Origin of the sequence: Enterobacter huaxiensis (assembly GCF_003594935.2) — a bacterium.
GTDB classification, from domain to species: Bacteria; Pseudomonadota; Gammaproteobacteria; order Enterobacterales; family Enterobacteriaceae; genus Enterobacter; species Enterobacter huaxiensis.
Map to the genome: position 1 here is coordinate 4,764,355 of NZ_CP043342.1, position 23,252 is coordinate 4,787,606.

Below are 23,252 nucleotides of genomic sequence, written 5' to 3' on the forward strand. Positions count from 1 at the left end.
GATATCGTTTTAATCATGAGCAGTTACGGCCAGGGACAACATTGATGAAATTTTCGGCACACTCTCTTTTCCTCTGCTTTGCGATGCTTAGCGCCAGCGTTTCCCTGCACGCCGCCGAAACCACCGCCCCGGCGACCGCACCCTATCTCCTGGCGGGCGCGCCGTCGTTCGATCAGTCCATCAGCCAGTTCCGGGAAGCCTTCAACAAAGACAACCCGACGCTGCCGCTGGATGAATTCCGCGCCATTGATAGCGCGCGCGATACGCCGACGCTAACCCGCGCCGCGAGCAAGATTAACGAAAATTTATACGCCTCGACCGCGCTGGAGCGCGGTACGCTAAAAATCAAAAGTATGCAGCTCACCTGGCTCCCTATTCAGGGGCCTGAGCAGAAGGCCGCTAAAGCGAAAGCGCTGGAATACATGAGCGCCGTTTTGCGCGCCTTTACCCCCGCGCTGACCAAAGCACAAAGCCAACAGAAGCTGCAAAAGCTTCTGGCCGCCGGCAAAAACAAGCGCTACTACGCCGATACAGAAGGTGCCGTACGCTATGTCGTCGCGGATAACGGTGAAAAGGGACTGACCTTCGCTGTTGAACCGATTAAGCTGGCACTATCTGACTCACTCGGAGGGGCGAATTAATGACAAAAAGCAAAGCCTTTCGAGGGAAAATCTCTATACTGATTCACAGACCATGCTGCCCATAAGGGTGGCCATATTCCTTAATTCGCTTATTTAGCGTGGAGAATTGAAATGCGACATCCTTTAGTGATGGGTAACTGGAAACTGAACGGCAGCCGCCACATGGTAAACGAACTGGTTGCGAACCTGCGTAAAGAGCTGGCTGGCGTGACCGGCTGTGCGGTTTCTATCGCTCCGCCGGATATGTACCTGGACCTGGCTAAACGCGCCGCTGACGGCAGCCACATCGTGCTGGGCGCGCAGAACGTTGACGTTAACCTGTCTGGCGCATTCACCGGTGAAACCTCTGCTGAAATGCTGAAAGATATCGGCGCGAAATACATCATCATCGGCCACTCTGAGCGTCGCACTTACCACAAAGAATCCGACGAGTTCATCGCGAAGAAATTTGCCGTGCTGAAAGAGCAGGGTCTGACTCCGGTTCTGTGCATCGGTGAAACCGAAGCGGAAAACGAAGCGGGCAAAACCGAAGAAGTGTGTGCACGTCAGATCGACGCCGTGCTGAAAACTCAGGGCGCAGCAGCGTTCGAAGGCGCAGTTATCGCTTATGAGCCAGTCTGGGCGATCGGTACCGGCAAATCTGCAACCCCTGCGCAGGCTCAGGCGGTTCACAAATTCATCCGCGATCACATCGCTAAAGCAGACGCGAAAGTGGCTGAACAAGTGATCATCCAGTACGGCGGTTCCGTAAACGCAGCGAACGCTGCTGAGCTGTTTACCCAGCCGGACATCGACGGCGCGCTGGTTGGCGGTGCATCCCTGAAAGCTGACGCTTTCGCGGTGATCGTTAAAGCAGCAGAAGCGGCTAAGCAGGCGTAATTGCCTCTGTGGCGGGTGGCGCTTGCGCTTACCCGCCCTACGGTTCTGTAGGCCCGGTAAGCGTCAGCGCCACCGGGCTTTTTTACAGCTGTCCCAGTAGGTTAAACCACAGATAATCCAGCGGCAGGAGCACAAGATACGTTGCTATGGCCAGCGCCAGACAGAGCAGCATCCCCGCCTTTGCAGGCACCTTCCCTAAGCCCATCGCCACCACAATCGGCGACGCCTGATACGGCAGCAGCGGCGTGGAATAACCCAGCACCTGAATCATGATCACCGACAGCAGCGGGAAGCCGGTGGCGTCCGAGAAGCTCTGCGCCAGCGTCGTATAGAGCGCCGGAACGCCGTTAGCGGTCATGATAAAGTTGAGCGCCGTGGTGATCCCCGTCAGCGCCAGGAAGCTGGTGAACGGCCTGTCCGCATCCAGCGGCATGATCTGCAGTAAAGCCTCACCCACCGCCGTTCCGATACCGGTTTGCGTCACGGTAATCGCCAGCCCAAGAATACCCGCGACGTAAATGCAGGTGCGCATATTCACGCCCGTGGAAAACTCCTCTCCGGTGATAAAGCCAATGCGCGGCAGCATGACGATGATCGACGCCGCCAGCCCCGTCCACGCCGGTCCAACGCCGTGCCAGCTCTCAGTGACCCACATCACCAGCACCGCCGCCAGCAGCCAGGCGAGGCGTTTTTCGTCGCGTCCCATCGGTCCAGACGGTGCCAAATCTTTTGCCGGTTTGGGGCTGCCGGGGAAAAGCCAGCAGATCAGGCCAATCAAAATCAGCCCCTTGAGAATTCCCAGCACCGGCGTGTGCAGCAGCAGATACGGCACATAGTTCAGGTGAATACCGTACGAGCCTTCCGCCGCGCCGCTCATGACCAGATTCGGGACGTTAGCAGGCAGGATGGTTGCCGAGAGCTGGAAGGTGCCGAACCCGACGGCCAGCGCCAGGCCAAACCAGGCGCGGGACCCGTCGGGAATGCTGGCACGCCTGGCCATTGCCGCGACAATCGGCATCAGAAGCGCAATGCGACCCATGTTTGACGGCATCACAAACGCCAGGGCGTAGCTGAGCAGCACCACGCTGGCGACCATTAATAACCAGGAGTCGGTGAGCTTCGCCGATAGCGCCCGCGCGGCCCTGTCGGCGAGGCCGGTTTTGCGGATCGCCACGCCCAGCACAAAACCGCTGAACACCAGCCAGAAGGCCGATGAGGCAAATCCGCCAAAAATCACCTCCGGCGGGGCAATTTTGGCGACCATCGCCGCCGTGAAGAACAGCAGCGCGGTAAGAAACTCCGGCAGCAGCGACGTCGCCCACAGCACGATGGTGGCGCCAATAATCAATGAGGGCAGCAGCAGAGGATGCGTTAACCAGAGCGACATACCTGTCTCCTGTAGAATTTTTCAGCAAGTCTACGGCGACAGGCAGGACGAGTAAACGCTATTTATGGTGGGGTTACTTCAGGATATCGCATTGATGATCCTGCAGTTCCTCAGCGGAAGCGCGGTTTAGCATAAGCAGATTACGTTCGGTCGCTAAAAGAACAAATGAGCCGTCTGACTGCTGCGCCATCGCCAGCGCGAAGCGCCCCATATGGTCACGCGCTTCCGGCAGCTCTTCGGCCAGCATCATAAACGGGCTGCGCTGCACCAGCTCGTTCTCCGTCACGCGACGGGCAAGATACTCATGCCCTTCCAGCCCGCCGGGGAACGGCAGCCACTGGGTGCTGATTTGCCCCTGAGCCGCGTTAAGCTTCTCGCGCACGTCCGGACGCAGGCAGGAGATATGAATATGGAAATGGTTTTGCGTGCGGCCGGTTGGGGAGTTGATGGTCAGCGAGACCGCGCTGTCAGGCACCTCAGAACCGCGCTTCATGCTCATAAAGCTGCGCGACTGCCACGCCAGCCAGAAGAAGTTCGGCGTGTAAGCTTCGGTCAGAAGCGGGCTTTCGGTACCGTTGATGCGGTACGTGGGCATCAGCAAATACTGCAGCGGCCCGTTGCGGTCTTTAAATACCACGTAGCCAGCGTCGGTTTTCACCTGCGCACAGGGCGCCGGGCTGCGGTTTTGCTGCTGGTTCGGCACGCACTGATCCAGAACGATATGCCGCAACGCGTTCGGGTTACCCGCTTTCATCCAGTACAGGCCGCCAGCGGCGAGGGCAATGATAACCAGGATGGCTAAGATAATTTTTTTCACAACGCGTTCCCTGTTTTCGATAGAGGCGAAAGAGTAACGCAAAATGATGACCAAATAAAAAACCCGGCGGATTTCTCACGCCGGGTCACCGTGTCGTTCTTTAAGAAACGCTTAGCGCTTGCTGATCTGGTCGAACGTACCGCCGTTAGAGAAGTGCTCTTTCTGCGCCTTCGTCCAGCCGCCGAACTCGTCGTCAATGGTGAAGAGCTTCAGTTTCGGGAATTCGCCGTCGTATTTTTTCGCCACAGCCGGGTCGCGCGGACGGTAGAAGTTCTTCGCCGCAATTTCCTGGCCTTCCGGCGAGTAGAGATACTTCAGGTACGCTTCCGCCACCGCTTTGGTGTCTTTTTTCTCGACGACTTTATCAACCACAGAAACGGTCGGCTCGGCGAGGATAGATTCACTTGGGGTGACGATCTCAAACTTATCTTTACCCAGCTCGTTGGTCGCCAGCAGGGCTTCGTTTTCCCAGGCGATCAGCACGTCGCCAATGCCGCGCTCAACGAAGGTATTGGTTGCGCCGCGCGCGCCGGAATCCAGCACTTCGACGTTTTTAAACAGGGATTTGACGAACTCCTGGGCTTTAGCCTGGTCGCCGTTGTTGTGGTGCAGCGCGTAGCCCCAGGCCGCCAGGTAGTTCCAGCGCGCGCCGCCGGAGCTTTTCGGGTTCGGGGTAATCACGGATACGCCCGGTTTGATCAGATCGTTCCAGTCCTTAATCTGCTTCGGGTTGCCTTTACGCACCAGGAAGACGATGGTCGAGGTATAAGGCGCGGAGTTGTCCGGCAGGCGTTTGATCCAGTTTTTATCGATACGGCCGCGTTCAGCAATAGCATCCACGTCATAGGCCAGCGCCAGGGTAACCACGTCGGCTTCAATGCCGTTAATCACGGACGTGGCCTGTTTGCCCGAGCCACCGTGAGACTGACGAATCACCACGTTATCGCCGGTTTCCTGCTTGTAGTGCGCCGCGAAGGCTTTGTTGTATTGATCGTACAGCTCACGCGTCGGGTCGTACGACACGTTAAGTAACTGGATGTCCTTAGCCAGAACGCTGGTCGATGCCAGCAATAATGTTAAACCCACGCCCCATTTATTCATCGCCCAGCTCTCTTATGTAGTGTTTTGATGAATGCAGCGTGCCAGAAAGAGAACCAATGATTAAAGAATAAAAAAAGATTGGCTATAACGAAGGAGAATATAAGAAGTGGATAAGCGGCCTGATGCCCTCACCCCAACCCTCTCCCACGGGAGAGGGCGCAACCATAAAAAACGGTAACCCAAGGGTTACCGTTTTGCATTTACCTTGCCGCCACCCGGCACAATACAGACGCCGATCAGTACAGTTTTTTCGCGCAGTCCAGCCAGTCACCTTTGAACGGACGCTTCATGCTTTCAATCGCGTCGATGATGTCATGGTGAACCAGTTTTTCGTTCTGAATACCCACGCAGCGACCGCCGTGACCCTGCAGCAGCAGATCGATAGCGTACGCACCCATACGGGATGCCAGAATACGGTCGTAAGGACCAGGGGAACCGCCGCGCTGGATGTGGCCCAGTACGGTTGCGCGAGTTTCGCGTTTGGTTTCGGTTTCGATGTATTTCGCCAGCTCGTCCACGTCGCAGATGTGCTCGGTGATGGCAACGATAGCGTGTTTCTTGCCTTTCGCGATACCGGCTTTGATTTCATTCACCAGATCTTCACGGCTGAATTCGACTTCTGGCACCACGATGAACTCGCAGCCGCCCGCAATGGCCGCAGCCAGGGTCAGGTCGCCACAGTAGCGGCCCATCACTTCAACGATGGAGATACGCTGGTGGGAAGAAGAGGTGTCGCGCAGACGGTCAATGGCTTCAACAACGGTACCCAGTGCGGTAAAGAAGCCGATGGTGTAGTCAGTACCTTTGATGTCGTTATCGATAGTGCCCGGCAGGCCGATGCACGGGAAGCCCATTTCGGTCAGGCGTTTTGCACCCATGTAGGAGCCGTCACCACCGATAACAACCAGTGCATCCAGGCCGCGTTTCTTCATGTTTTCGATAGCCACTTCACGAACGCGTTCGTCGCGGAATTCCGGGAAGCGCGCAGAACCCAGGAAGGTGCCGCCACGGTTGATCATGTCAGACACGCTGTAGCGGTCCAGTTGAACCATGCGGTCTTCGTACAGACCCAGGTAACCGTCATAAACGCCAAACACTTCCAGACCTTCCGTCAGCGCTGCACGGACAACGCCACGAATTGCTGCGTTCATGCCCGGCGCATCACCGCCGCTTGTCAACACACCGATTTTCTTAATCATGACTACCTCTGAACTTAGGAATGCAAAATTGAAATCTGCTGCCGGAAGAAACTCTTCAACCGTCGAATACTGCAAATAGTATATCAATCACTTCCAGCTGAATTGATTCAGGTCAGGCCATATGGTGGTAATTTATCCACAAAATGCTGGCCTGGCTCACTTTTTTACACCGAATTACGAAAGCCAACATGTCCGGGTACAACCGAGCAGGGATCCTGGTGAATAATGACGTCTGAACCAGGAAAACGCTGCAATATCGCCTGCTCGACCTGCTCAGCTATGACGTGAGCCTGAACCAACGGCAGGTTGTCTTCCATTTCTATGTGTATTTGAATAAAGCGGGTCGGCCCTGACTGCCGCGTACGAAGATCGTGAGCGCCGCTGACGCCGGGCCAGCGGGTCACGATTGCAAAAATTTCATCACGTTCCGCATCAGGAATAGCACGGTCAAGAAGCGACTGCACAGCCTCATATCCCATCCGCAGGGCGCTATATAAGATATAGACCCCAATCCCTAACGCAAACAACGCATCGGCCCGATGCCAGCCATACCAGGCCAGACCGAGCGCAATAAGAATTGCCCCATTCATCATAACATCAGACTGATAATGAAGCATATCTGCCCGTACAGCCTGGCTTTGCGTTTTGCGGACTACCCAACGCTGGAACGTTACCAGAACGATTGTGCTTATAAGTGCAATTATTGTGACGACCACGCCCACGCCGGGATCTTTCATCGGTGACGGCGAGGCCAGATGCTGGATACCGGTCAAAAACAGGAACAGCGCAGAGCCGGAAATAAACATGCTTTGCGCCAGCGCGGCCAGCGATTCTGCTTTCCCGTGCCCAAAGGTATGTTCCTCATCCGCAGGCTGCAGCGAATAGCGCACCACCAGCAGGTTGGTCAGCGAAGCGGCGATATCGACCAGCGAGTCCACCAGCGCCGCCAGAATACTGACCGAACCGGTGTACCACCACGCGAAAATTTTGATGATCAGCAAACACGACGCCATTACCGTCGCGGCGATTGCGGCCCGGCTTACCAGCCGTCCATAGGATTGATTCATAAACACTCCTGTCATGCCATGGCGCTAGTATAACGGATGGTTGAGGAGTCAAAGGATGAATAAACGGTTAACAAACCTGAACGAAGGGCAAAAAAAACCCCCACATCATGTGGGGGAAGACAGGGATGGTGTCTATGGCAAGGAAAACAGGGTTTACTGGTTACTACGGGTACTGCTATTGCTACTGAAAAACGTTGTTTCTGAGCTTCGCTGCATCCGTGCAACCTCACGCAACTGGTCCATTCGTTGCTGATGTTTGTCGTTCAAAACCGCTTGCTGCTCGGGCGATAGCAGGTGGAACATCTGGTTGCGGACCTTCGCCATCTCTACCTGGCGGGCAACCTGTTCCTGTGCCATTTTTTCTGCCTGAGCGCGAACAGCGCTTTCGTCAAAATTTTCTGCGGTGACAAGGCGATGCATTGTCTCCATTTCGCTAACATTAACAGGGGGCTGCTCGTGTCGTGCCCTCTGCATCAGATCTCGCATCTGTTGACGCTGATGTTCGGTTAAACTTATGCCGTCAAACATATGGCTTTGGCTGCTGTGCTGCGTTGCACCCTCTTGCGAGGGACCGTTATCGCCGATGATAGCTACAGCAGCCTGGCTAAACGCACTGAACGCCAGCGTTGAGGCCATGACGGCAGCGGTAACTTTGCGCATCACTTGCTCCCAAAATCTTTCGTGTCGCGATTCAACGAGAGACAGTCTACGATTCAGGCTGCAAACATGCGTCAGGGGGTGTAAAACAACGTAAAGTCATGGATTAGATAGCCTTGATGTCGTAATTTCTGCCTCGGAGGTATTTAAACAATGAATAAAATCCTGTTAGTTGATGATGACCGAGAGCTCACATCCCTTTTAAAGGAGTTGCTCGACATGGAAGGTTTCAACGTTCTGGTTGCCCACGATGGCGAGCAGGCGCTGAGTCTCCTTGACGACAGCATCGATTTACTTTTGCTCGACGTGATGATGCCGAAGAAAAACGGTATTGATACGTTGAAAGAGCTTCGCCAGACGCACCAGACCCCCGTTATCATGCTGACCGCGCGCGGCAGCGAACTTGACCGCGTCCTCGGCCTTGAGCTGGGCGCGGATGACTACTTACCTAAGCCGTTCAACGATCGTGAACTGGTGGCCCGTATTCGCGCTATCCTGCGTCGTTCCCACTGGAGCGAACAGCAGCAGAATACTGACAACAGTTCACCGACGCTTGAAGTGGACTCCCTGAGCCTGAACCCGGGCCGCCAGGAAGCGAGCTTCGACGGTGAAACGCTGGAACTGACCGGCACCGAGTTCACCCTGCTTTACCTGCTGGCGCAGCATCTCGGCCAGGTGGTATCGCGTGAACACCTGAGTCAGGAAGTGCTGGGCAAACGCCTCACGCCGTTTGACCGCGCCATCGACATGCATATCTCGAACCTGCGCCGCAAGCTGCCGGAGCGTAAAGACGGCCACCCGTGGTTTAAAACGCTGCGAGGTCGCGGTTATCTGATGGTTTCCGCTTCATGATAGGCAGCTTAACCGCCCGCATCTTCGCCATCTTCTGGCTGACGCTGGCACTGGTTTTGATGCTCGTACTGATGCTGCCAAAACTCGACTCACGCCAGATGACGGAGCTTCTCGACAGCGAGCAACGTCAGGGCGTGATGATCGAGCAGCACGTGGAAGCCGAGCTGGCAAACGACCCGCCGAACGATTTAATGTGGTGGCGCAGGCTGTTTCGCGCCATCGACAAATGGGCGCCGCCCGGACAACGCCTGCTGCTGGTGACCAGCGAAGGCCGCGTCATTGGGGCAGAGCGCAATGAAATGCAGATTATCCGCAACTTCATTGGCCAGGCGGATAATGCCGATCACCCGCAGAAGAAGAAATACGGTCGCCTTGAGATGGTCGGCCCTTTCTCCGTGAGAGATGGGGAAGATAACTACCAGCTCTATCTGATTCGTCCTGCCAGCAACTCCCAGACTGACTTTATCAACCTGCTGTTTGACCGTCCGCTACTGCTGCTGATCGTAACGATGCTGCTAAGTTCACCGCTGCTGCTATGGCTGGCGTGGAGCCTGGCGAAGCCCGCACGTAAGCTGAAAAACGCGGCCGATGAAGTGGCACAGGGTAACCTCAGGCAGCATCCGGAGCTGGAAGCCGGCCCGCAGGAGTTCCTTGCCGCCGGTGCCAGCTTTAACCAGATGGTGAGCGCGCTGGAACGTATGATGACCTCGCAGCAGCGTCTGCTGTCGGACATCTCGCACGAGCTTCGTACTCCCCTCACGCGACTGCAGCTTGGCACCGCCCTGCTGCGCCGTCGTAGCGGCGAGAGTAAAGAGCTGGAGCGTATCGAAACGGAGGCTCACCGTCTGGACAGCATGATCAACGATCTGCTGGTGATGTCGCGCAATCAGCAGAAAAACGCGCTGGTGAGCGAAACGGTGAAAGCCAATCACCTGTGGCATGAGGTGCTGGACAACGCGGCGTTCGAAGCGGAACAGATGGGGAAATCCTTCACCGTTAACTTCCCGCCGGGACCATGGCCGCTGTACGGTAACCCCAACACGCTGGAAAGCGCGCTGGAGAATATCGTGCGTAACGCCCTGCGCTACTCGCATACGAAGATTGAGGTGGCGTTCTCGGTGGATAAAGACGGGATCACCATCATCGTTGACGACGACGGTCCTGGCGTCAGCCCGGAAGATCGCGAACAGATTTTCCGTCCGTTCTACCGTACCGACGAAGCGCGAGACCGCGAATCGGGCGGCACGGGGCTGGGGCTGGCGATTGTTGAAACCGCGATGCAGCAGCACCGTGGCTGGGTCAAAGCCGACGACAGCCCGCTGGGCGGCCTGCGGTTAACGCTGTGGCTACCGTTGCATAAGCGTTCGTAGTTTACTCTGGCACCGTAATGTAGGCCCGGTAAGCGCAGCGCCACCGGGCGAAAACAGGTGCAGAGGTACACATGCCGGGTGGTGGCGTCGCCTTACCCGGCCTACTATTTGTAGGGCGCTATTTCCCCCACAATCTCCGCGAATTATCCTCGATCTTCCCGGTTAAACGCCGCTTCTGCATCGTTCTTGTCCAGCTGGTGGATAACCCCGCAGCCGACAGCAGGCGATGATACTGCTCGTCGTCAAACGGCATATGCCACGCAATGGCGCAGGCGTCATACACCGAGACATCGCTCAGGCGCGACGCCAGTTCAAGCGGTGCATCCGCAGAAACCTGCCCGGCCAGCACCACGCGGTACAGCCAGCCGGTTTTGCCCGCTGTTTGCAGCTGCTCGGACATATCGCTAATGCCGAAATGGAAGTTGAGCTTGAAGCACGGCGAGCGCGGCTGCGTCACCTGGATAAGGGCATCGCCCCAGCGGTAAATATCACCGATAAAGACGTTTTTCTCGGTCAGCCCTTCGGTCGAGAGGTTCTCGCCAAACGCGGGCGCGACAAACAGATCCGCCTGCTCGGGGAATTCGGCTTTCCAGTGCTGATAGTGCTCGCGCGGATAGTGGCACAGCGCGCGCTCGGGCCCGCCGTGGATTTTCTTTTCGGCCTGCTCGTCACCCGCAAGCCCAAGGTCGGTTAGCGTCAGCTCGCCGTCGACCTGAATTTTAGCGATGGCGCTCGGGCGGCTGCCGTCATACTCCCTGACCTTGCCTGTAAACACGTTCACCGGGTAATGCATTGCTGCCTCCATTACGCAGATACAAAAAAAGCGAGTCATCAGACTCGCTTCTCACAGGCGTCAATGCAACCTTATTTTTTAGCGGCGAAACGCGCTGCTGCTTCGTCCCAGTTCACCACGTCCCAGAAGGCTTTGATGTAGTCCGGACGACGGTTCTGGAATTTCAGGTAGTAAGCGTGTTCCCACACGTCCAGGCCCACGATTGGGAAGCCGGATGCGCCAGAGATTGCTTCACCCATCAGCGGGGAGTCCTGGTTAGCGGTAGAAACAACCGCCAGCTTGTCGCCTTTCAGGACCAGCCACGCCCAGCCAGAGCCGAAGCGGGTTGCAGCGGCTTTTTCGAATTCCGCTTTGAAGTTGTCTACGGAACCGAAGTCGCGCTCGATAGCCGCTTTCAGGTCGCCCTGCAGAGTGGTACCGGTTTTCAGGCCTTTCCAGAACAGGCTGTGGTTAGCGTGACCGCCCGCGTTGTTGCGCAGCACGGTTTTCTTGTCCGCTGGCAGCTGATCCAGTTTGGTAATCAGTTCTTCTGCGGACAGGTTGGCGAACTCTGGCAGGCTTTCCAGCGCGGCGTTCGCGTTGTTCACATAGGTCTGGTGGTGTTTAGTGTGATGGATTTCCATCGTCTGCTTGTCGAAATGCGGTTCCAGTGCGTCATAGGCATACGGCAGGGATGGCAGTGTATAACTCATAATCCTCTCCATTATTGTCGGGCGGCACAGCTGTTAATGCCGCGTAAGCAGTTGGTTCATTATAGTTAATTAAATGATATTGAAAATGATTATCAATGCCGTAGTTTTTATAAGGTTATTCATTTTTCGATTAATAGCGGAATTGTGAGTCTGCTCACGCGGTTAACGTGCTGATTGCCATCCGGAACGAAAGTGCGGCAACCTTCTGAAGGTTCCCAAACCGCCTAATTTTTACACTCATCAAGTCGGCGGGAAGCCACCGACTATAAAAACGATGAGGATGTAAAAATGAATCATGCGATTACGATGGGTATTTTCTGGCATTTGATAGGCGCGGCCAGTGCGGCCTGTTTCTATGCCCCGTTTAAAAAGGTGAAAGGTTGGTCATGGGAAACCATGTGGTCCGTTGGCGGTACGGTGTCATGGCTGATTTTGCCGTGGACCATTAGCGCCATGCTGCTCCCGGATTTCTGGGGCTATTTCTCCTCCTTCAGCGCCTCTACCCTGCTGCCGGTCTTCCTGTTCGGCGCGATGTGGGGCATCGGCAACATCAACTACGGCCTCACCATGCGCTACCTCGGCATGTCGATGGGTATCGGCATCGCGATTGGCATTACGCTGATCGTCGGGACCCTGATGACGCCTATCCTCAACGGCAACTTCGACGTGCTGATCAACACGCAGGGCGGACGAATGACGCTGCTGGGCGTGCTGGTCGCGGTGATCGGCGTGGGTATCGTCACCCGCGCGGGCCAGCTGAAAGAGCGCAAGATGGGCATCAGGGCCGAAGACTTTAACCTGAAGAAAGGCCTGATGCTGGCGGTGATGTGCGGCATCTTCTCGGCGGGCATGTCGTTCGCCATGAACGCCGCCAAACCGATGCACGAAGCCGCTGCCGCGCTGGGCGTTGACCCGCTGTACGCTGCCCTGCCAAGCTACGTGGTGATCATGGGCGGCGGCGCGCTGGTGAACCTCGGCTTCTGCTTAATTCGTCTGGCAAAAGTGAAGAACCTGTCGGTAAAAGCCGACTTCTCGCTGGCAAAACCGCTCATCATCACCAACGTGCTGCTCTCGGCTCTCGGCGGCCTGATGTGGTATCTGCAGTTCTTCTTCTACGCCTGGGGCCACGCCAGCATTCCGGCGCAGTACGACTACATGAGCTGGATGCTGCACATGAGCTTCTACGTGCTGTGCGGCGGGCTGGTTGGGCTGGTGCTGAAGGAGTGGAACAACGCCGGGCGTCGTCCGGTGGGCGTTCTGAGCCTGGGCTGCGTGGTGATTATCATTGCCGCCAACATCGTTGGCCTCGGCATGGCGAACTGACTAGGCCGCCTTTCGACTACGATGACGCCACTGAACCGGCGTCATCCCCACCTCGCGGTTAAACACCACCGAAAAGTAGTTACTGTCCTCAAAGCCGCAGCGCATCGCCACTTCGCTCACCATCAACTCCGTATGCTGCAGCAGATACTGGGCGTGGCAGATGCGCAGCTGGCGCAGGTAATGGTTGACCGTCATCCCCGTCTGGGTGCGGAACTGCTGGCGCAGCGCGCGTTCGCTGCACTGCTCCTGCTCGCAGAATTTTTCCAGCACGAAGCTTCTGTTCAGACTGCCCGCAAGCGTGGTGATGAGCTTGTCCAGCAGCGCTTCCTGCGTCGTGGCGGAGGGATTATCGGTGGCGTACCGATGGCGCTTCAGCGTCATCACCAGCTGGGCAAAAAGCAGCTCCGCCATCTGGTTAGCGACCGGGTCGCCCTTCTGGCTCTCCTGCTCCAGCTGAGAGATGACCTGCCGCACCTGGGTCATGCCGCTGCTGCTCAACCGCCAGTGCGGTGAACCTTTCACATCCAGAAAACCCGGAATGTTCGCGGCCCAGTCAACGTTAAGCCTGAGCCTTTCCGGGCAGTAAATGACGTTCTGCAGCACCAGGTCGTTAACCGAGGCGTAGGAGTGTTTATCTTCTGCGCGGATGTAGAAAAGATCCCCGCGGGTGATGCGGTAGGGGCGATCGTTGAGGACGTGCAGGCCGTTGCCGCGCCACACCAGCACCAGCTCGCAAAACTCGTGGGTGTGCTCGGCAAAGACGTTTTGCGGGTAGCGATCGGCCACCGCAACGGCCTGGCCGACGGAGGCAAAAAAATCATCTTTGCGAAGAATTAACTGAGCAGCCACACCACAACCTCTACGGCGAATAACCGGACATTATTAGCCTTTTTGCGGCATAAAAACGGTGATTGCCCTCGCGTTACTGAAGTGACGCATCCTTACCCTGGCGTATGTCCCGCGGAGACCAGCTAAACTCCCGGCGAAAAAGCGTCGAAAAGTGGTTACTGTCGCCGAAACCGCAGCGATAGGCGATATCCGTGACGCTTTCGTCAGTATGGCGTAGAAGGTGGCGGGCTTTGATCAACCGCAGGCGGTTAAGGTAGCGCTGGGGCGTCAGCCCGGTGTGCTGTTTGAGCTGGCGATGCAGGGTGCGCAGCGACAGCGAAAAATCCTCCGCCAGCGTTTCCCAACAGACGTCTTCGGAGAAATGTTCTTCAAGCCAGGCCATCAGCTGGTTCAGCCGGGCGTCGTTATTCCCCAGCCCCTCCACCAGGCTGCTGCGGCGCAGCAGCACCAGCAGCTGCATAAACAGCAGCTCGCGGGTGGCAATGACGTGTGTCTCCGGCCCGTCCTCGCTCTGCTCCATCTGGCTCACCAGCTGACGCACCTGCTGCAACGTGGACTGATTCACCCGCCAGTGCGACGGGTAGTGCCCGTCCTTCTCCTGCGGCAGCAGCTGGTTTAATCCAGAAAGGAACTGGAACGCGTCCGGGGAACGATAGAGCACGTTGGTCAGGCACAGGTTGTCGGTATGTTCGTACAGGTGCCTGTCGTGGTCGCGCACAAAGCACACCGTGCCGCCGCTGATGGTGTAAGGCTGCCCGTTAAACACGTGAATGCCCGTGCCGTGCTCAACAATCACAATCTCATGGAAATCATGATGATGTTCCGGGAAAGCGGCCTGAGGGAGCCGCGGCTCAATCGCGACGGGCGAACCTCCCGAAGGAAAAAAATCCACGCTGTGTAGTACGGTCATAACGGCCCCCACCAATGAGAAATGTTCTCAAAATAGTAATGGTGCCCTTTCACGCTCACCTTAAATTTTCGGCAGCAAACCTCGCAAAAGCTGTCCGTTTTTCAAGAAACCGGCGGAAAGATCGGGAAATGCGGTAAGCGTCACACTGCCTGAAAACCGCGCCATTACTGGAAACTGTGAACTCCCTCACGTTCATCTTTGCTTTCTTGCCAGCGCGGGATTTGCCCTGTCAGTGGCGAGAAGGTGCCTTTTTCTTCCCTTTCTTACACTCACCGCTAATGACTTAAGAAAGGACCTGACCATGACTTTTCGCCATTGTGTGGCCGTCGATTTAGGCGCATCCAGCGGCCGCGTAATGCTCGCCACCTGGGACTGCGGCCAGCGCACGCTTTCGCTTCGCGAAATGCACCGCTTCGCCAACTGCCTGCAAAAGCAGGACGGCTTTGAGACCTGGGATATCGATGCCCTGGAGGCGGAGATCCGCACCGGGCTGAACAACGTCTGCGATGCCGGCATTCGTATCGACAGCATTGGCATTGATACCTGGGGCGTGGACTACGTGCTGCTGGACGGTAACGGCGAGCGCGTCGGCCTGCCCGTCTCCTACCGCGACAGCCGCACCGACGGCCTGATGGCGCACGCCATCGCCCAGCTTGGTAAGGACAACATCTACGGGCGCAGCGGTATTCAGTTTCTGCCGTTTAACACGCTGTACCAGCTGCGCGCCCTGGTCGAGCAGCAGCCGGCGCTGGTCGCGAACGTGGCCCACGCGCTGCTGATACCGGACTATCTGAGCTATCGCCTGACCGGCAACATGAACTGGGAATACACCAACGCCACCACCACGCAGCTGGTGAATATCAACACCGATAACTGGGATGAACACCTGCTGGCGTGGACGGGGGCATCGCCTTCCTGGTTCGGTACGCCGACCCATCCGGGTAACGTGATCGGTCAGTGGATTTGCCCGCAGGGGAACGCGATCCCCGTCGTTGCCGTCGCCAGCCACGATACCGCCAGCGCGGTCATTGCCTCGCCGCTTGCCAGCAGCGACGCGGCGTATCTTTCTTCCGGCACCTGGTCGCTGATGGGCTTCGAGAGCAAAACGCCGTACACCAGCGATGCCGCGATGGCGGCGAATATCACCAACGAGGGCGGCGCCGAAGGCCGCTATCGGGTGCTGAAAAATATTATGGGCCTGTGGTTGCTTCAGCGGGTGCTGAAAGAGCAAAACGTTACCGACCTGCCCGCGCTTATCGCAGAAACCGAAAGGCTGAAGGCCTGCACCTTCCTGATTAACCCGAACGACGACCGCTTTATCAACCCGGCGCACATGAGCGCCGAAATCCAGGCCGCCTGCGTCGAGGCCGGGCAGCCGGTGCCGTCCAGCCCGGCCGAGCTGGCGCGCTGCATTTTTGACAGCCTCGCCCTGCTGTATGCCGACACCCTCAGCGAACTGGCCGAACTGCGCGGCAAACCGTTCAGCCAGCTGCACATCGTGGGCGGCGGCTGCCAGAACCAGCTGCTGAACCAGCTCTGCGCCGATGCCTGCGGCATCACCGTGGTGGCGGGCCCCGTAGAGGCCTCCACGCTCGGCAACATCGGTATTCAGCTGATGACCCTGGACGAACTGTCCAACGTTGATGATTTCCGCTCGGTTGTCAGGGCGAACACCAGCCTGACCACCTTCACGCCCCATCCCTGCCATGAGATTGCCCGCTACCGGGCGCAGTCTCAGCAAAAACGACTGACTAAGGAGCTTTGCGCATGACCACTCAACTAGAACAAGCCTGGGACCTGGCTAAACAGCGTTTCGCCGCCGTCGGCGTGGATGTCGAAGAGGCCCTGCGCCAGCTCGACCGTCTGCCCGTCTCTATGCACTGCTGGCAGGGCGATGACGTCGCCGGTTTCGAGAACCCGGGCGGTTCCCTGACGGGTGGTATTCAGGCCACGGGTAACTATCCGGGCAAAGCGCGTAACGCGACCGAGCTACGCGCAGACCTGGAGCAGGCCCTGAGCCTGATCCCGGGGCCAAAACGCCTGAACCTGCACGCGATTTATCTCGAATCCGACGAGCCGGTGGCGCGTAACGAAATTAAACCTGAACACTTTAAGAACTGGGTGGAGTGGGCGAAAGCCAATAAGCTGGGCCTGGACTTTAACCCGTCCTGCTTCTCGCACCCGCTGAGCGCCGACGGGTTTACCCTCGCCCACGCCGACGATGAAATCCGTCAGTTCTGGATCGACCACGTGAAGGCCAGCCGCCGCGTGTCTGCGTACTTTGGCGAGCAGCTCGGCACGCCGTCGGTGATGAACATCTGGATCCCGGACGGCATGAAGGACATTACCGTTGACCGTCTGGCCCCGCGCCAGCGCCTGCTGGCCGCGCTGGATGAGGTCATCAGCGAGAAGCTGGACCCGGCGCACCACATCGACGCCGTGGAGAGCAAGCTGTTCGGCATCGGCGCAGAGAGCTATACCGTCGGCTCGAACGAGTTCTACATGGGCTACGCCACCAGCCGCCAGACCGCGCTGTGCCTGGATGCCGGCCACTTCCACCCAACCGAGGTGATCTCAGACAAAATCTCCGCCGCCATGCTCTACGTCCCGCGCCTGCTGCTGCACGTCAGCCGCCCGGTGCGCTGGGATAGCGACCACGTGGTGCTGCTGGATGACGAAACCCAGGCGATTGCAAGCGAAATCATCCGCCACGACCTCTTTGACCGCGTACATATCGGACTCGACTTCTTCGATGCCTCCATCAACCGCATCGCGGCGTGGGTTATCGGCACCCGTAACATGAAGAAAGCCCTGCTGCGCGCGCTGCTGGAGCCTGTCGGCGCGCTGAAACAGCTGGAGGCTAACGGTGACTACACCGCGCGTCTGGCGCTGCTGGAAGAGCAGAAATCCCTGCCGTGGCAGGCGGTGTGGGAAATGTACTGCCAGCGTAACGACGCGCCTGCGGGCAGCCAGTGGCTGGACAACGTGCGGGCGTATGAGAAAGACGTATTGAATAAGCGCGGGTAATTTTGCCCTCACCCTAACCCTCTCCCACAGGGAGAGGGAACTTTTACCCCCTCTCCCTGTGGGAGAGGGCTGGGGTGAGGGTTCAACCTCACCGCGATAACTGGAAATGAAAACTATGCAGACCATCACCACCTCCTGGTTCGTCCAGGGCATGATCAAAGCCACCTCCGACGCCTGGCTGAAGGGCTGGGACGAGCGCAACGGCGGCAACCTGACGCTGCGCCTGGACGACGCGGATATCGAGCCTTTCGCGGCCGATTTCCACCAGAAGCCGCGCTATATCGCGCTGAGCCAGCCGATGCCGCTGCTCGCCAACACGCCGTTTATCGTCACCGGTTCCGGCAAGTTCTTCCGCAACGTGCAGCTCGACCCGCAGGCCAACCTCGGCGTGGTGAAGGTGGACAGCGACGGCGCGGGCTACCACATTCTGTGGGGCCTGACGGACGAAGCGGTGCCAACCTCTGAGCTGCCGGCGCACTTCCTCTCCCACTGCGAGCGCATCAAGGCGACCAACGGCAAAGACCGCGTGATCATGCACTGTCACGCCACCAACCTGATCGCCCTGACCTATGTGCTGGAAAACAGCGCTGATTTTATTACCCGCAAGCTGTGGGAAGGCAGCACCGAGTGTCTGGTGGTGTTCCCGGACGGCGTCGGCATTCTGCCGTGGATGGTGCCGGGTACCGACGAAATCGGCCAGGCGACCGCCGTGGATATGCAAAAGCATTCTCTGGTGCTGTGGCCGTTCCACGGCGTCTTCGGCAGCGGCCCGACGCTGGATGAAACCTTTGGCCTGATCGACACCGCCGAGAAATCCGCAGAGGTGCTGGTGAAGGTCTACTCCATGGGCGGCATGAAGCAGACCATCACCCGGGAAGAGCTGATCGCCCTGGGCAAACGCTTTGGCGTCACCCCGATGCAGTCCGCGTTAGATCTGTACAAATAACAACATCGCGCCCCGCTCACCGAGACGGGGCGAAAACCACCTGCAATCCCTACAACTAACTCAAGTCAGTGGAGTAAAAGCAATGAAAATAAAGACAAGCTTGATCCTCACCGTTGCCGCTCTGGCGTTGTCCGGTTCCGCTTTAGCAGAAGTGAAAATCGCCCTGGTGGCGAAGTCCTTGGGGAATGGATTCTTCGAAGCAGCGAACGTCGGCGCGCAGGAGGCGGCCAAAGAGTTAGGCGATGTAAAAGTGATTTATACCGGCCCGACCACCACCACGGCGGAAGCGCAGATCGAGGTGCTGAACGGGCTGATCGCTCAGGGCGTGGATGCGATCGCGATTTCCGCGAACGATCCGGACGCCCTGGTTCCGGTACTGAAAAAAGCGATGCAGCGCGGCATTAAAGTAGTCTCGTGGGATTCCGGGGTGGCGAAAGCCGGACGCCAGATCCACCTGAACCCGTCGAACAACGCCCTGATTGGCGAAACCAACGTTAAGCTCGCCGCCGACGCGCTGAAGGCGCTGAACGTAGAGAAAGGCGACGTCGCGGTACTGAGCGCCACGCCAACGTCAACAAACCAGAACACCTGGATTGCAGAGATGAAAAAGGTGCTGCCGCAGTATCCCTCCGTCAATCTGGTGACCGTGGCCTACGGGGACGATCTCTCTGATAAAAGCTACCGAGAGACGGTCGGCCTGCTGAAAACCTACCCTGATTTGAAAGTGATTGTCTCGCCGTCGTCCGTCGGCATTGTTGCCGCCGCGCAGGCGGTTAAAGACCAGGGCAAGATCGGCAAAGTATACGTCACCGGGCTAGGCCTGCCCTCTGAGATGGCGGGCGCGGTGAAGTCCGGTGCGAGCAAAAGCTTTGCCATCTGGAACCCGATTGACCTGGGCTATGCGGCAACCTACCTGGCGGATGACCTGGTGAAAGGCACCGCCACGAAGGGCGAGGCCAGCATGGGCAAGCTGGGCAAAGTGAAGCTGGATGCCGACGGCAACGGGGCAATGGCCGAGCCGTTCGTCTACGATGCCAGCAATATTGATAAGTTCTCGAAAATCTTTTGATCCTTTCCCCCTCTCCCTGTGGGAGAGGGCCGGGGTGAGGGCATCAGGCCGCATTTCCCCTCACCCTAGCCCTCTCCCGAGGGGAGAGGGAATACTACGGAGAACTATCATGACCCCATTGCTACAGCTTTCCGGCATCACCAAGGTGTTCCCCGGCGTGCGTGCCCTTGAGAACGTGCAGCTTGCGCTCTGGCCCGGCAAAGTGACGGCGCTTATCGGCGAAAACGGCGCGGGCAAGTCGACGCTGGTCAAAGTGATGACCGGCATATACCAGCCCGACGAGGGCGAAATCCTCTATAAGGCGATCCCCGTTCATCTCCCGACGCCGGAATCGGCGCATAAGATCGGCATTACCGCTATTCATCAGGAAACCGTCCTGTTCGATGAGCTCTCGGTCACCGAAAATATCTTTGTTGGTCAGTACCTGCACACGGGCTTTTTTAAAAAGCTCGACTGGCCGGAGATGCACCGCCGGGCGCAGGCGATCCTCACCCGGCTTGAGGTGCAAATCGACCCGCGCGCGACGCTGAAAACCCTGAGCATCGCCCAGCGCCATATGGTTGCCATCGCCCGCGCGCTGTCGTTTGAGGCGCAGGTCGTCATTCTCGATGAACCGACGGCGGCCCTGTCGCAGCATGAAATTCTCGAGTTTTACCACATCGTTGAGCGCCTGAAGCAGGAGGGCAAGGCCATCCTGTTTATCTCCCACAAGTTCGACGAGATCTTCGAGCTTGCAGACCACTACACCATCCTGCGCGACGGCGCGTTCGTCGGAGAAGGCGCGATGAGTGCGATAACCGAAGAGCGGATGGTGTCGATGATGGTCGGGCGCGCCATCACCCAGACCTTCCCGAAAACGGAGTGCGAAAAAGGCGAGACGGTGCTGGAGGTAAAGAACCTCTGCCACCCGACCGAGTTCGCCAACATCTCCTTCTCCCTGCGTAAAGGGGAAATTCTCGGCTTCTACGGGCTGGTGGGCGCCGGGCGTACCGAGCTGATGCAGGCGCTTTCCGGCGTCACGCGGCCGTCGTCGGGCGAAATTATCCTCAACGGCCAGCCTCAGCGCTTTCGCCAGCCTGCGGATGCGATCAAAGCCGGTATCGTCTGCGTGCCGGAAGAGCGGCAGAAGCAGGGCGCGATTATCGAGCTGCCGATTGCCCAGAACATCAGCCTGCCGCAGCTCGGCAAGCTCAACCCAAACGGCGTGCTGCACGACGACCGCGAGTGGCGGCTGGCGGACGACTACGCCAGGCGCCTGCAGGTAAAAGCCTTTAGCTGGAAGCAGGCGGTGGAAACGCTCTCCGGCGGCAACCAGCAAAAGGTGGTTATCGCTAAGTGGCTGGCAACGCATCCTGACGTGATCATCCTCGATGAGCCGACAAAAGGCATCGATATCGGCTCAAAGGCAGCCGTTCATCACTTTATGTCCGAACTGGTCGGCCAGGGGCTGGCGGTGATAATGGTCTCCTCCGAACTGCCGGAAGTGATGGGCATGGCGGACCGCATCATCGTGATGCACGAAGGGCTGATGGTGGCCGAATACCGGGCGGGTGACGCGACGGCGGAAACCATCGTCAGCGCCGCCAGCGGTGCAAAACAGGAGGCGGCATAATGCTTAGTTCACTGTTAAAACACCGCGAAGCCCTGCTGGGCGCGGTGATTGTGCTGATGGTCGTCGCCATCGGCAGCCGCGTGCCGTCGTTTGTTGCGCCGGGCAACCTGGTGGAGATGTTTAACGACACCGCCATTCTGATCGTCCTCGCGCTCGGGCAGATGATGGTGCTGCTCACCAAAGGTATCGACCTGTCGATGGCGGCCAACCTGGCGCTGACGGGGATGATTGTCGCCCTGATTAACTTCCACTATCCGCACGTGCCCGTCTGGGCGCTGCCGATCCTCGCGAGCGTACTCGGGCTGCTGATGGGCGCGGTTAACGGCCTGCTGGTGTGGAAGCTGGGCATTCCGGCGATTGTGGTAACGCTCGGGACCATGAGCATCTACCGCGGGATTATCTTTTTGCTCTCCGGCGGCGGCTGGGTGAACGCCAACCAGATGAGCGCGGACTTCCTCGGCCTGCCGCGCGCCTCCGTGCTGGGCCTGCCGGTGCTGAGCTGGTGCGCCGTGGCCGCGCTGCTGCTGGTGGGTTACTTCCTGCGCTACAGCCGTACCGGACGGGCGCTGTACACCGCGGGCGGCAACGCTACGGCGGCGTACTACACCGGGATTAACGCCGGGAAAATGCAGTTCGTCAGCTTCTGCCTCTCCGGGCTGCTGGCCGGGTTCTGCGGGTATCTGTGGATTTCGCGCTTTGCGGTGGCCTATGTCGACGTGGCGAACGGCTTTGAGCTGCAGGTGGTCGCCGCCTGCGTGATTGGCGGGATCAGCACCATGGGCGGCACCGGGCGCGTGCTTGGCTGCCTGTTCGGCGCGCTGTTTCTCGGCGTCATCAACAACGCCCTGCCGGTGATCGGCGTCTCCCCGTTCTGGCAGATGGCAATTTCCGGCACGGTGATCGTCATTGCGGTGCTGCTGAACGAGCGCGGCAGCAGGCGTAAAGGCCGGCTGATTCTGCGCGACGCGGCGCTGGCTCGTCAGAAACTGGCGGTGAAATTATGAGCAAAATGATGACCTCTGAAGAGATCAAAAACGTGCCTGCTGCGCCAGGCATTTTCCAGCGCCTGCTGTGCTGGGAAGGCTTCCTTCTGGCGGTGACGCTGGCGGTATTTGTGGTGAACGCCCTCGCCTCGCCCTACTTCCTCAACGTCTGGAATCTCTCCGACGCGACGTTCAACTTTACCGAAAAGGCGATCGTCGTGTTGCCGATGGCGATGCTGATCGTCGCCCGGGAAATTGACCTGTCGGTGGCGTCCACCATCGCGCTTAGCTCCACGGTAATGGGCTTCTGCGCGGCGGCGGGGGTGGATACGCCGCTGCTGGTCTGCGTCGGGCTGGGCGTGGGGCTGCTGTGCGGACTGTTCAACGGCATTCTGGTGACGCGCTTTAACCTGTCGTCCATCGTTATCACCATCGGCACCATGAGCCTGTACCGCGGGATCACCTACATCCTGCTCGGCGATAAGGCGCTGAACAGCTACCCGGAGAGCTTCGCCTGGTTCGGGCAGGGCTACGTCTGGGGCGCGCTGTCGTTTGAGTTCGCGCTGTTTATCGTGCTGGCTGCGGTATTTGCCTTTGTGCTGCACCGCACCAACTTTGGCCGCCGCACCTACGCCATCGGCAATAACCCGACCGGCGCGTGGTACTCCGGCATCAACGTCAAGCGCCACAGCCTGATCCTGTTCGCGCTGGTGGGGCTGATGTCCGGCCTGGCGTCGGTGCTGCTCACCTCGCGCCTGGGCAGCACGCGCCCGACGATCGCGATGGGCTGGGAGCTGGCGGTAGTGACGATGGCGGTGCTCGGCGGCGTCAATATTCTCGGCGGGTCCGGCAGCATGGTGGGCGTGATTATCGCCGCCTTCCTGATGGGGCTGGTGACCTTTGGCCTGAGCCTGCTTAACGTGCCCGGCATCGTGATGTCGGTGATTATCGGCGCGATGCTGATCGTGGTGATTTCGCTGCCGATTATTACCCGCCGGGTGATGCAGCGAAGACGGATCTCATAGCCGGGTGGCACTGCGTTTACCCGGCCTGCTTAACCGTAGGCCCGCGCAAGCGC

At 58.3% G+C, this 23,252-nt stretch carries 22 protein-coding genes; 12 read left to right on the forward strand and 10 right to left on the reverse strand.

What is annotated here, in order from left to right; genetic code table 11:
* Window positions 1–44: 44 nt before the first annotated feature.
* Window positions 45–641, forward strand: a complete 597-nt coding sequence (locus tag D5067_RS22680) for a DUF1454 family protein (RefSeq protein WP_119938129.1) — start codon at window positions 45–47, stop codon at window positions 639–641.
* A 111-nt stretch (window positions 642–752) separates the two neighbouring features.
* A complete protein-coding gene (gene tpiA / locus D5067_RS22685; RefSeq protein WP_119938128.1) occupies window positions 753–1,520 on the forward strand; it encodes a triose-phosphate isomerase in 768 nt (255 codons plus the stop codon).
* A gap of 82 nt (window positions 1,521–1,602) precedes the next feature.
* On the opposite strand, the gene D5067_RS22690 is transcribed toward tpiA, so the two are convergent.
* The 6 genes from D5067_RS22690 to cpxP all read right to left on the reverse strand — a co-directional run bounded on the left by D5067_RS22690 (window position 1,603) and on the right by cpxP (window position 7,751).
* On the reverse strand, window positions 1,603–2,907 hold the full coding sequence (locus D5067_RS22690; protein ID WP_119938127.1) for an SLC13 family permease: 1,305 nt from the start codon (window positions 2,905–2,907) through the stop codon (window positions 1,603–1,605).
* A 73-nt stretch (window positions 2,908–2,980) separates the two neighbouring features.
* Window positions 2,981–3,724, reverse strand: a complete 744-nt coding sequence (locus tag D5067_RS22695; protein WP_119938126.1) for a CDP-diacylglycerol diphosphatase — start codon at window positions 3,722–3,724, stop codon at window positions 2,981–2,983.
* Window positions 3,725–3,835: 111 nt separating this feature from the next.
* Complete coding sequence (locus D5067_RS22700; RefSeq protein ID WP_119938125.1) at window positions 3,836–4,825, reverse strand: sulfate ABC transporter substrate-binding protein; 990 nt, start codon at window positions 4,823–4,825, stop codon at window positions 3,836–3,838.
* Window positions 4,826–5,061: 236 nt separating this feature from the next.
* Window positions 5,062–6,024, reverse strand: a complete 963-nt coding sequence (gene pfkA / locus D5067_RS22705) for a 6-phosphofructokinase (RefSeq protein WP_119938124.1) — start codon at window positions 6,022–6,024, stop codon at window positions 5,062–5,064.
* A 164-nt stretch (window positions 6,025–6,188) separates the two neighbouring features.
* Window positions 6,189–7,091 (reverse strand): CDF family cation-efflux transporter FieF, encoded by a 903-nt coding sequence (gene fieF, locus D5067_RS22710; protein ID WP_119938123.1) that lies wholly within the window; start codon window positions 7,089–7,091, stop codon window positions 6,189–6,191.
* A gap of 153 nt (window positions 7,092–7,244) precedes the next feature.
* Complete coding sequence (cpxP, locus tag D5067_RS22715; RefSeq protein ID WP_119938122.1) at window positions 7,245–7,751, reverse strand: cell-envelope stress modulator CpxP; 507 nt, start codon at window positions 7,749–7,751, stop codon at window positions 7,245–7,247.
* Window positions 7,752–7,901: 150 nt separating this feature from the next.
* Here cpxP and cpxR point away from each other — a divergent pair, with 150 nt between their 5' ends.
* Both cpxR and cpxA read left to right on the forward strand, forming a co-directional pair.
* Window positions 7,902–8,600 carry an envelope stress response regulator transcription factor CpxR gene (gene cpxR, locus D5067_RS22720; RefSeq protein ID WP_003862004.1) on the forward strand — a complete coding sequence of 233 codons (699 nt, stop codon included), beginning with the start codon at window positions 7,902–7,904 and terminating at the stop codon, window positions 8,598–8,600.
* Window positions 8,597–9,970, forward strand: a complete 1,374-nt coding sequence (gene cpxA / locus D5067_RS22725; protein ID WP_119938121.1) for an envelope stress sensor histidine kinase CpxA — start codon at window positions 8,597–8,599, stop codon at window positions 9,968–9,970. Before cpxR ends, cpxA begins: the two co-directional genes overlap by 4 nt.
* 118 nt (window positions 9,971–10,088) lie before the next feature.
* Here the strand turns inward: cpxA and yiiM are convergent, their stop codons facing one another.
* Both yiiM and sodA read right to left on the reverse strand, forming a co-directional pair.
* Window positions 10,089–10,763 (reverse strand): 6-hydroxyaminopurine reductase, encoded by a 675-nt coding sequence (gene yiiM, locus D5067_RS22730; protein WP_119938120.1) that lies wholly within the window; start codon window positions 10,761–10,763, stop codon window positions 10,089–10,091.
* A gap of 71 nt (window positions 10,764–10,834) precedes the next feature.
* Window positions 10,835–11,455: a superoxide dismutase [Mn] gene (gene sodA / locus D5067_RS22735; protein ID WP_010436906.1), complete on the reverse strand. Its 621-nt coding sequence runs from the start codon at window positions 11,453–11,455 to the stop codon at window positions 10,835–10,837.
* Between the two features lie 288 nt (window positions 11,456–11,743).
* On the opposite strand from sodA, the gene rhaT reads away from it, so the two are divergent.
* Window positions 11,744–12,778, forward strand: a complete 1,035-nt coding sequence (gene rhaT, locus D5067_RS22740) for an L-rhamnose/proton symporter RhaT (RefSeq protein ID WP_119938119.1) — start codon at window positions 11,744–11,746, stop codon at window positions 12,776–12,778.
* Here rhaT and rhaR read toward each other — a convergent pair whose 3' ends face one another.
* Both rhaR and rhaS (D5067_RS22750) read right to left on the reverse strand, forming a co-directional pair.
* On the reverse strand, window positions 12,779–13,627 hold the full coding sequence (rhaR, locus tag D5067_RS22745; protein WP_119938118.1) for an HTH-type transcriptional activator RhaR: 849 nt from the start codon (window positions 13,625–13,627) through the stop codon (window positions 12,779–12,781).
* A 73-nt stretch (window positions 13,628–13,700) separates the two neighbouring features.
* On the reverse strand, window positions 13,701–14,537 hold the full coding sequence (rhaS, locus tag D5067_RS22750) for an HTH-type transcriptional activator RhaS (protein ID WP_119938117.1): 837 nt from the start codon (window positions 14,535–14,537) through the stop codon (window positions 13,701–13,703).
* Between the two features lie 301 nt (window positions 14,538–14,838).
* Here rhaS (D5067_RS22750) and rhaB point away from each other — a divergent pair, with 301 nt between their 5' ends.
* The 7 genes from rhaB to D5067_RS22785 all read left to right on the forward strand — a co-directional run bounded on the left by rhaB (window position 14,839) and on the right by D5067_RS22785 (window position 23,199).
* Complete coding sequence (rhaB, locus tag D5067_RS22755) at window positions 14,839–16,308, forward strand: rhamnulokinase (protein ID WP_119938116.1); 1,470 nt, start codon at window positions 14,839–14,841, stop codon at window positions 16,306–16,308.
* Window positions 16,305–17,564, forward strand: a complete 1,260-nt coding sequence (rhaA, locus tag D5067_RS22760; protein ID WP_119938115.1) for an L-rhamnose isomerase — start codon at window positions 16,305–16,307, stop codon at window positions 17,562–17,564. The genes rhaB and rhaA overlap by 4 nt, the downstream gene beginning before the upstream one ends.
* Window positions 17,565–17,679: 115 nt before the next feature.
* Entirely contained in the window at window positions 17,680–18,510 is an 831-nt protein-coding gene (gene rhaD / locus D5067_RS22765; protein ID WP_119938114.1) for a rhamnulose-1-phosphate aldolase, read from the forward strand.
* Between the two features lie 82 nt (window positions 18,511–18,592).
* Window positions 18,593–19,579, forward strand: coding sequence for a rhamnose ABC transporter substrate-binding protein (gene rhaS, locus D5067_RS22770; RefSeq protein ID WP_119938113.1), 987 nt, complete (start codon window positions 18,593–18,595; stop codon window positions 19,577–19,579).
* A 109-nt stretch (window positions 19,580–19,688) separates the two neighbouring features.
* Window positions 19,689–21,191, forward strand: a complete 1,503-nt coding sequence (locus D5067_RS22775) for a sugar ABC transporter ATP-binding protein (RefSeq protein WP_119938112.1) — start codon at window positions 19,689–19,691, stop codon at window positions 21,189–21,191.
* The gene (locus D5067_RS22780) at window positions 21,191–22,195 is read left to right on the forward strand and encodes an ABC transporter permease (RefSeq protein WP_119938111.1); all 1,005 of its coding nucleotides are present in this window, start codon (window positions 21,191–21,193) and stop codon (window positions 22,193–22,195) included. The genes D5067_RS22775 and D5067_RS22780 overlap by 1 nt, the downstream gene beginning before the upstream one ends.
* Window positions 22,192–23,199, forward strand: a complete 1,008-nt coding sequence (locus D5067_RS22785) for an ABC transporter permease (RefSeq protein WP_119938110.1) — start codon at window positions 22,192–22,194, stop codon at window positions 23,197–23,199. The genes D5067_RS22780 and D5067_RS22785 overlap by 4 nt, the downstream gene beginning before the upstream one ends.
* Window positions 23,200–23,252 lie beyond the last annotated feature (53 nt).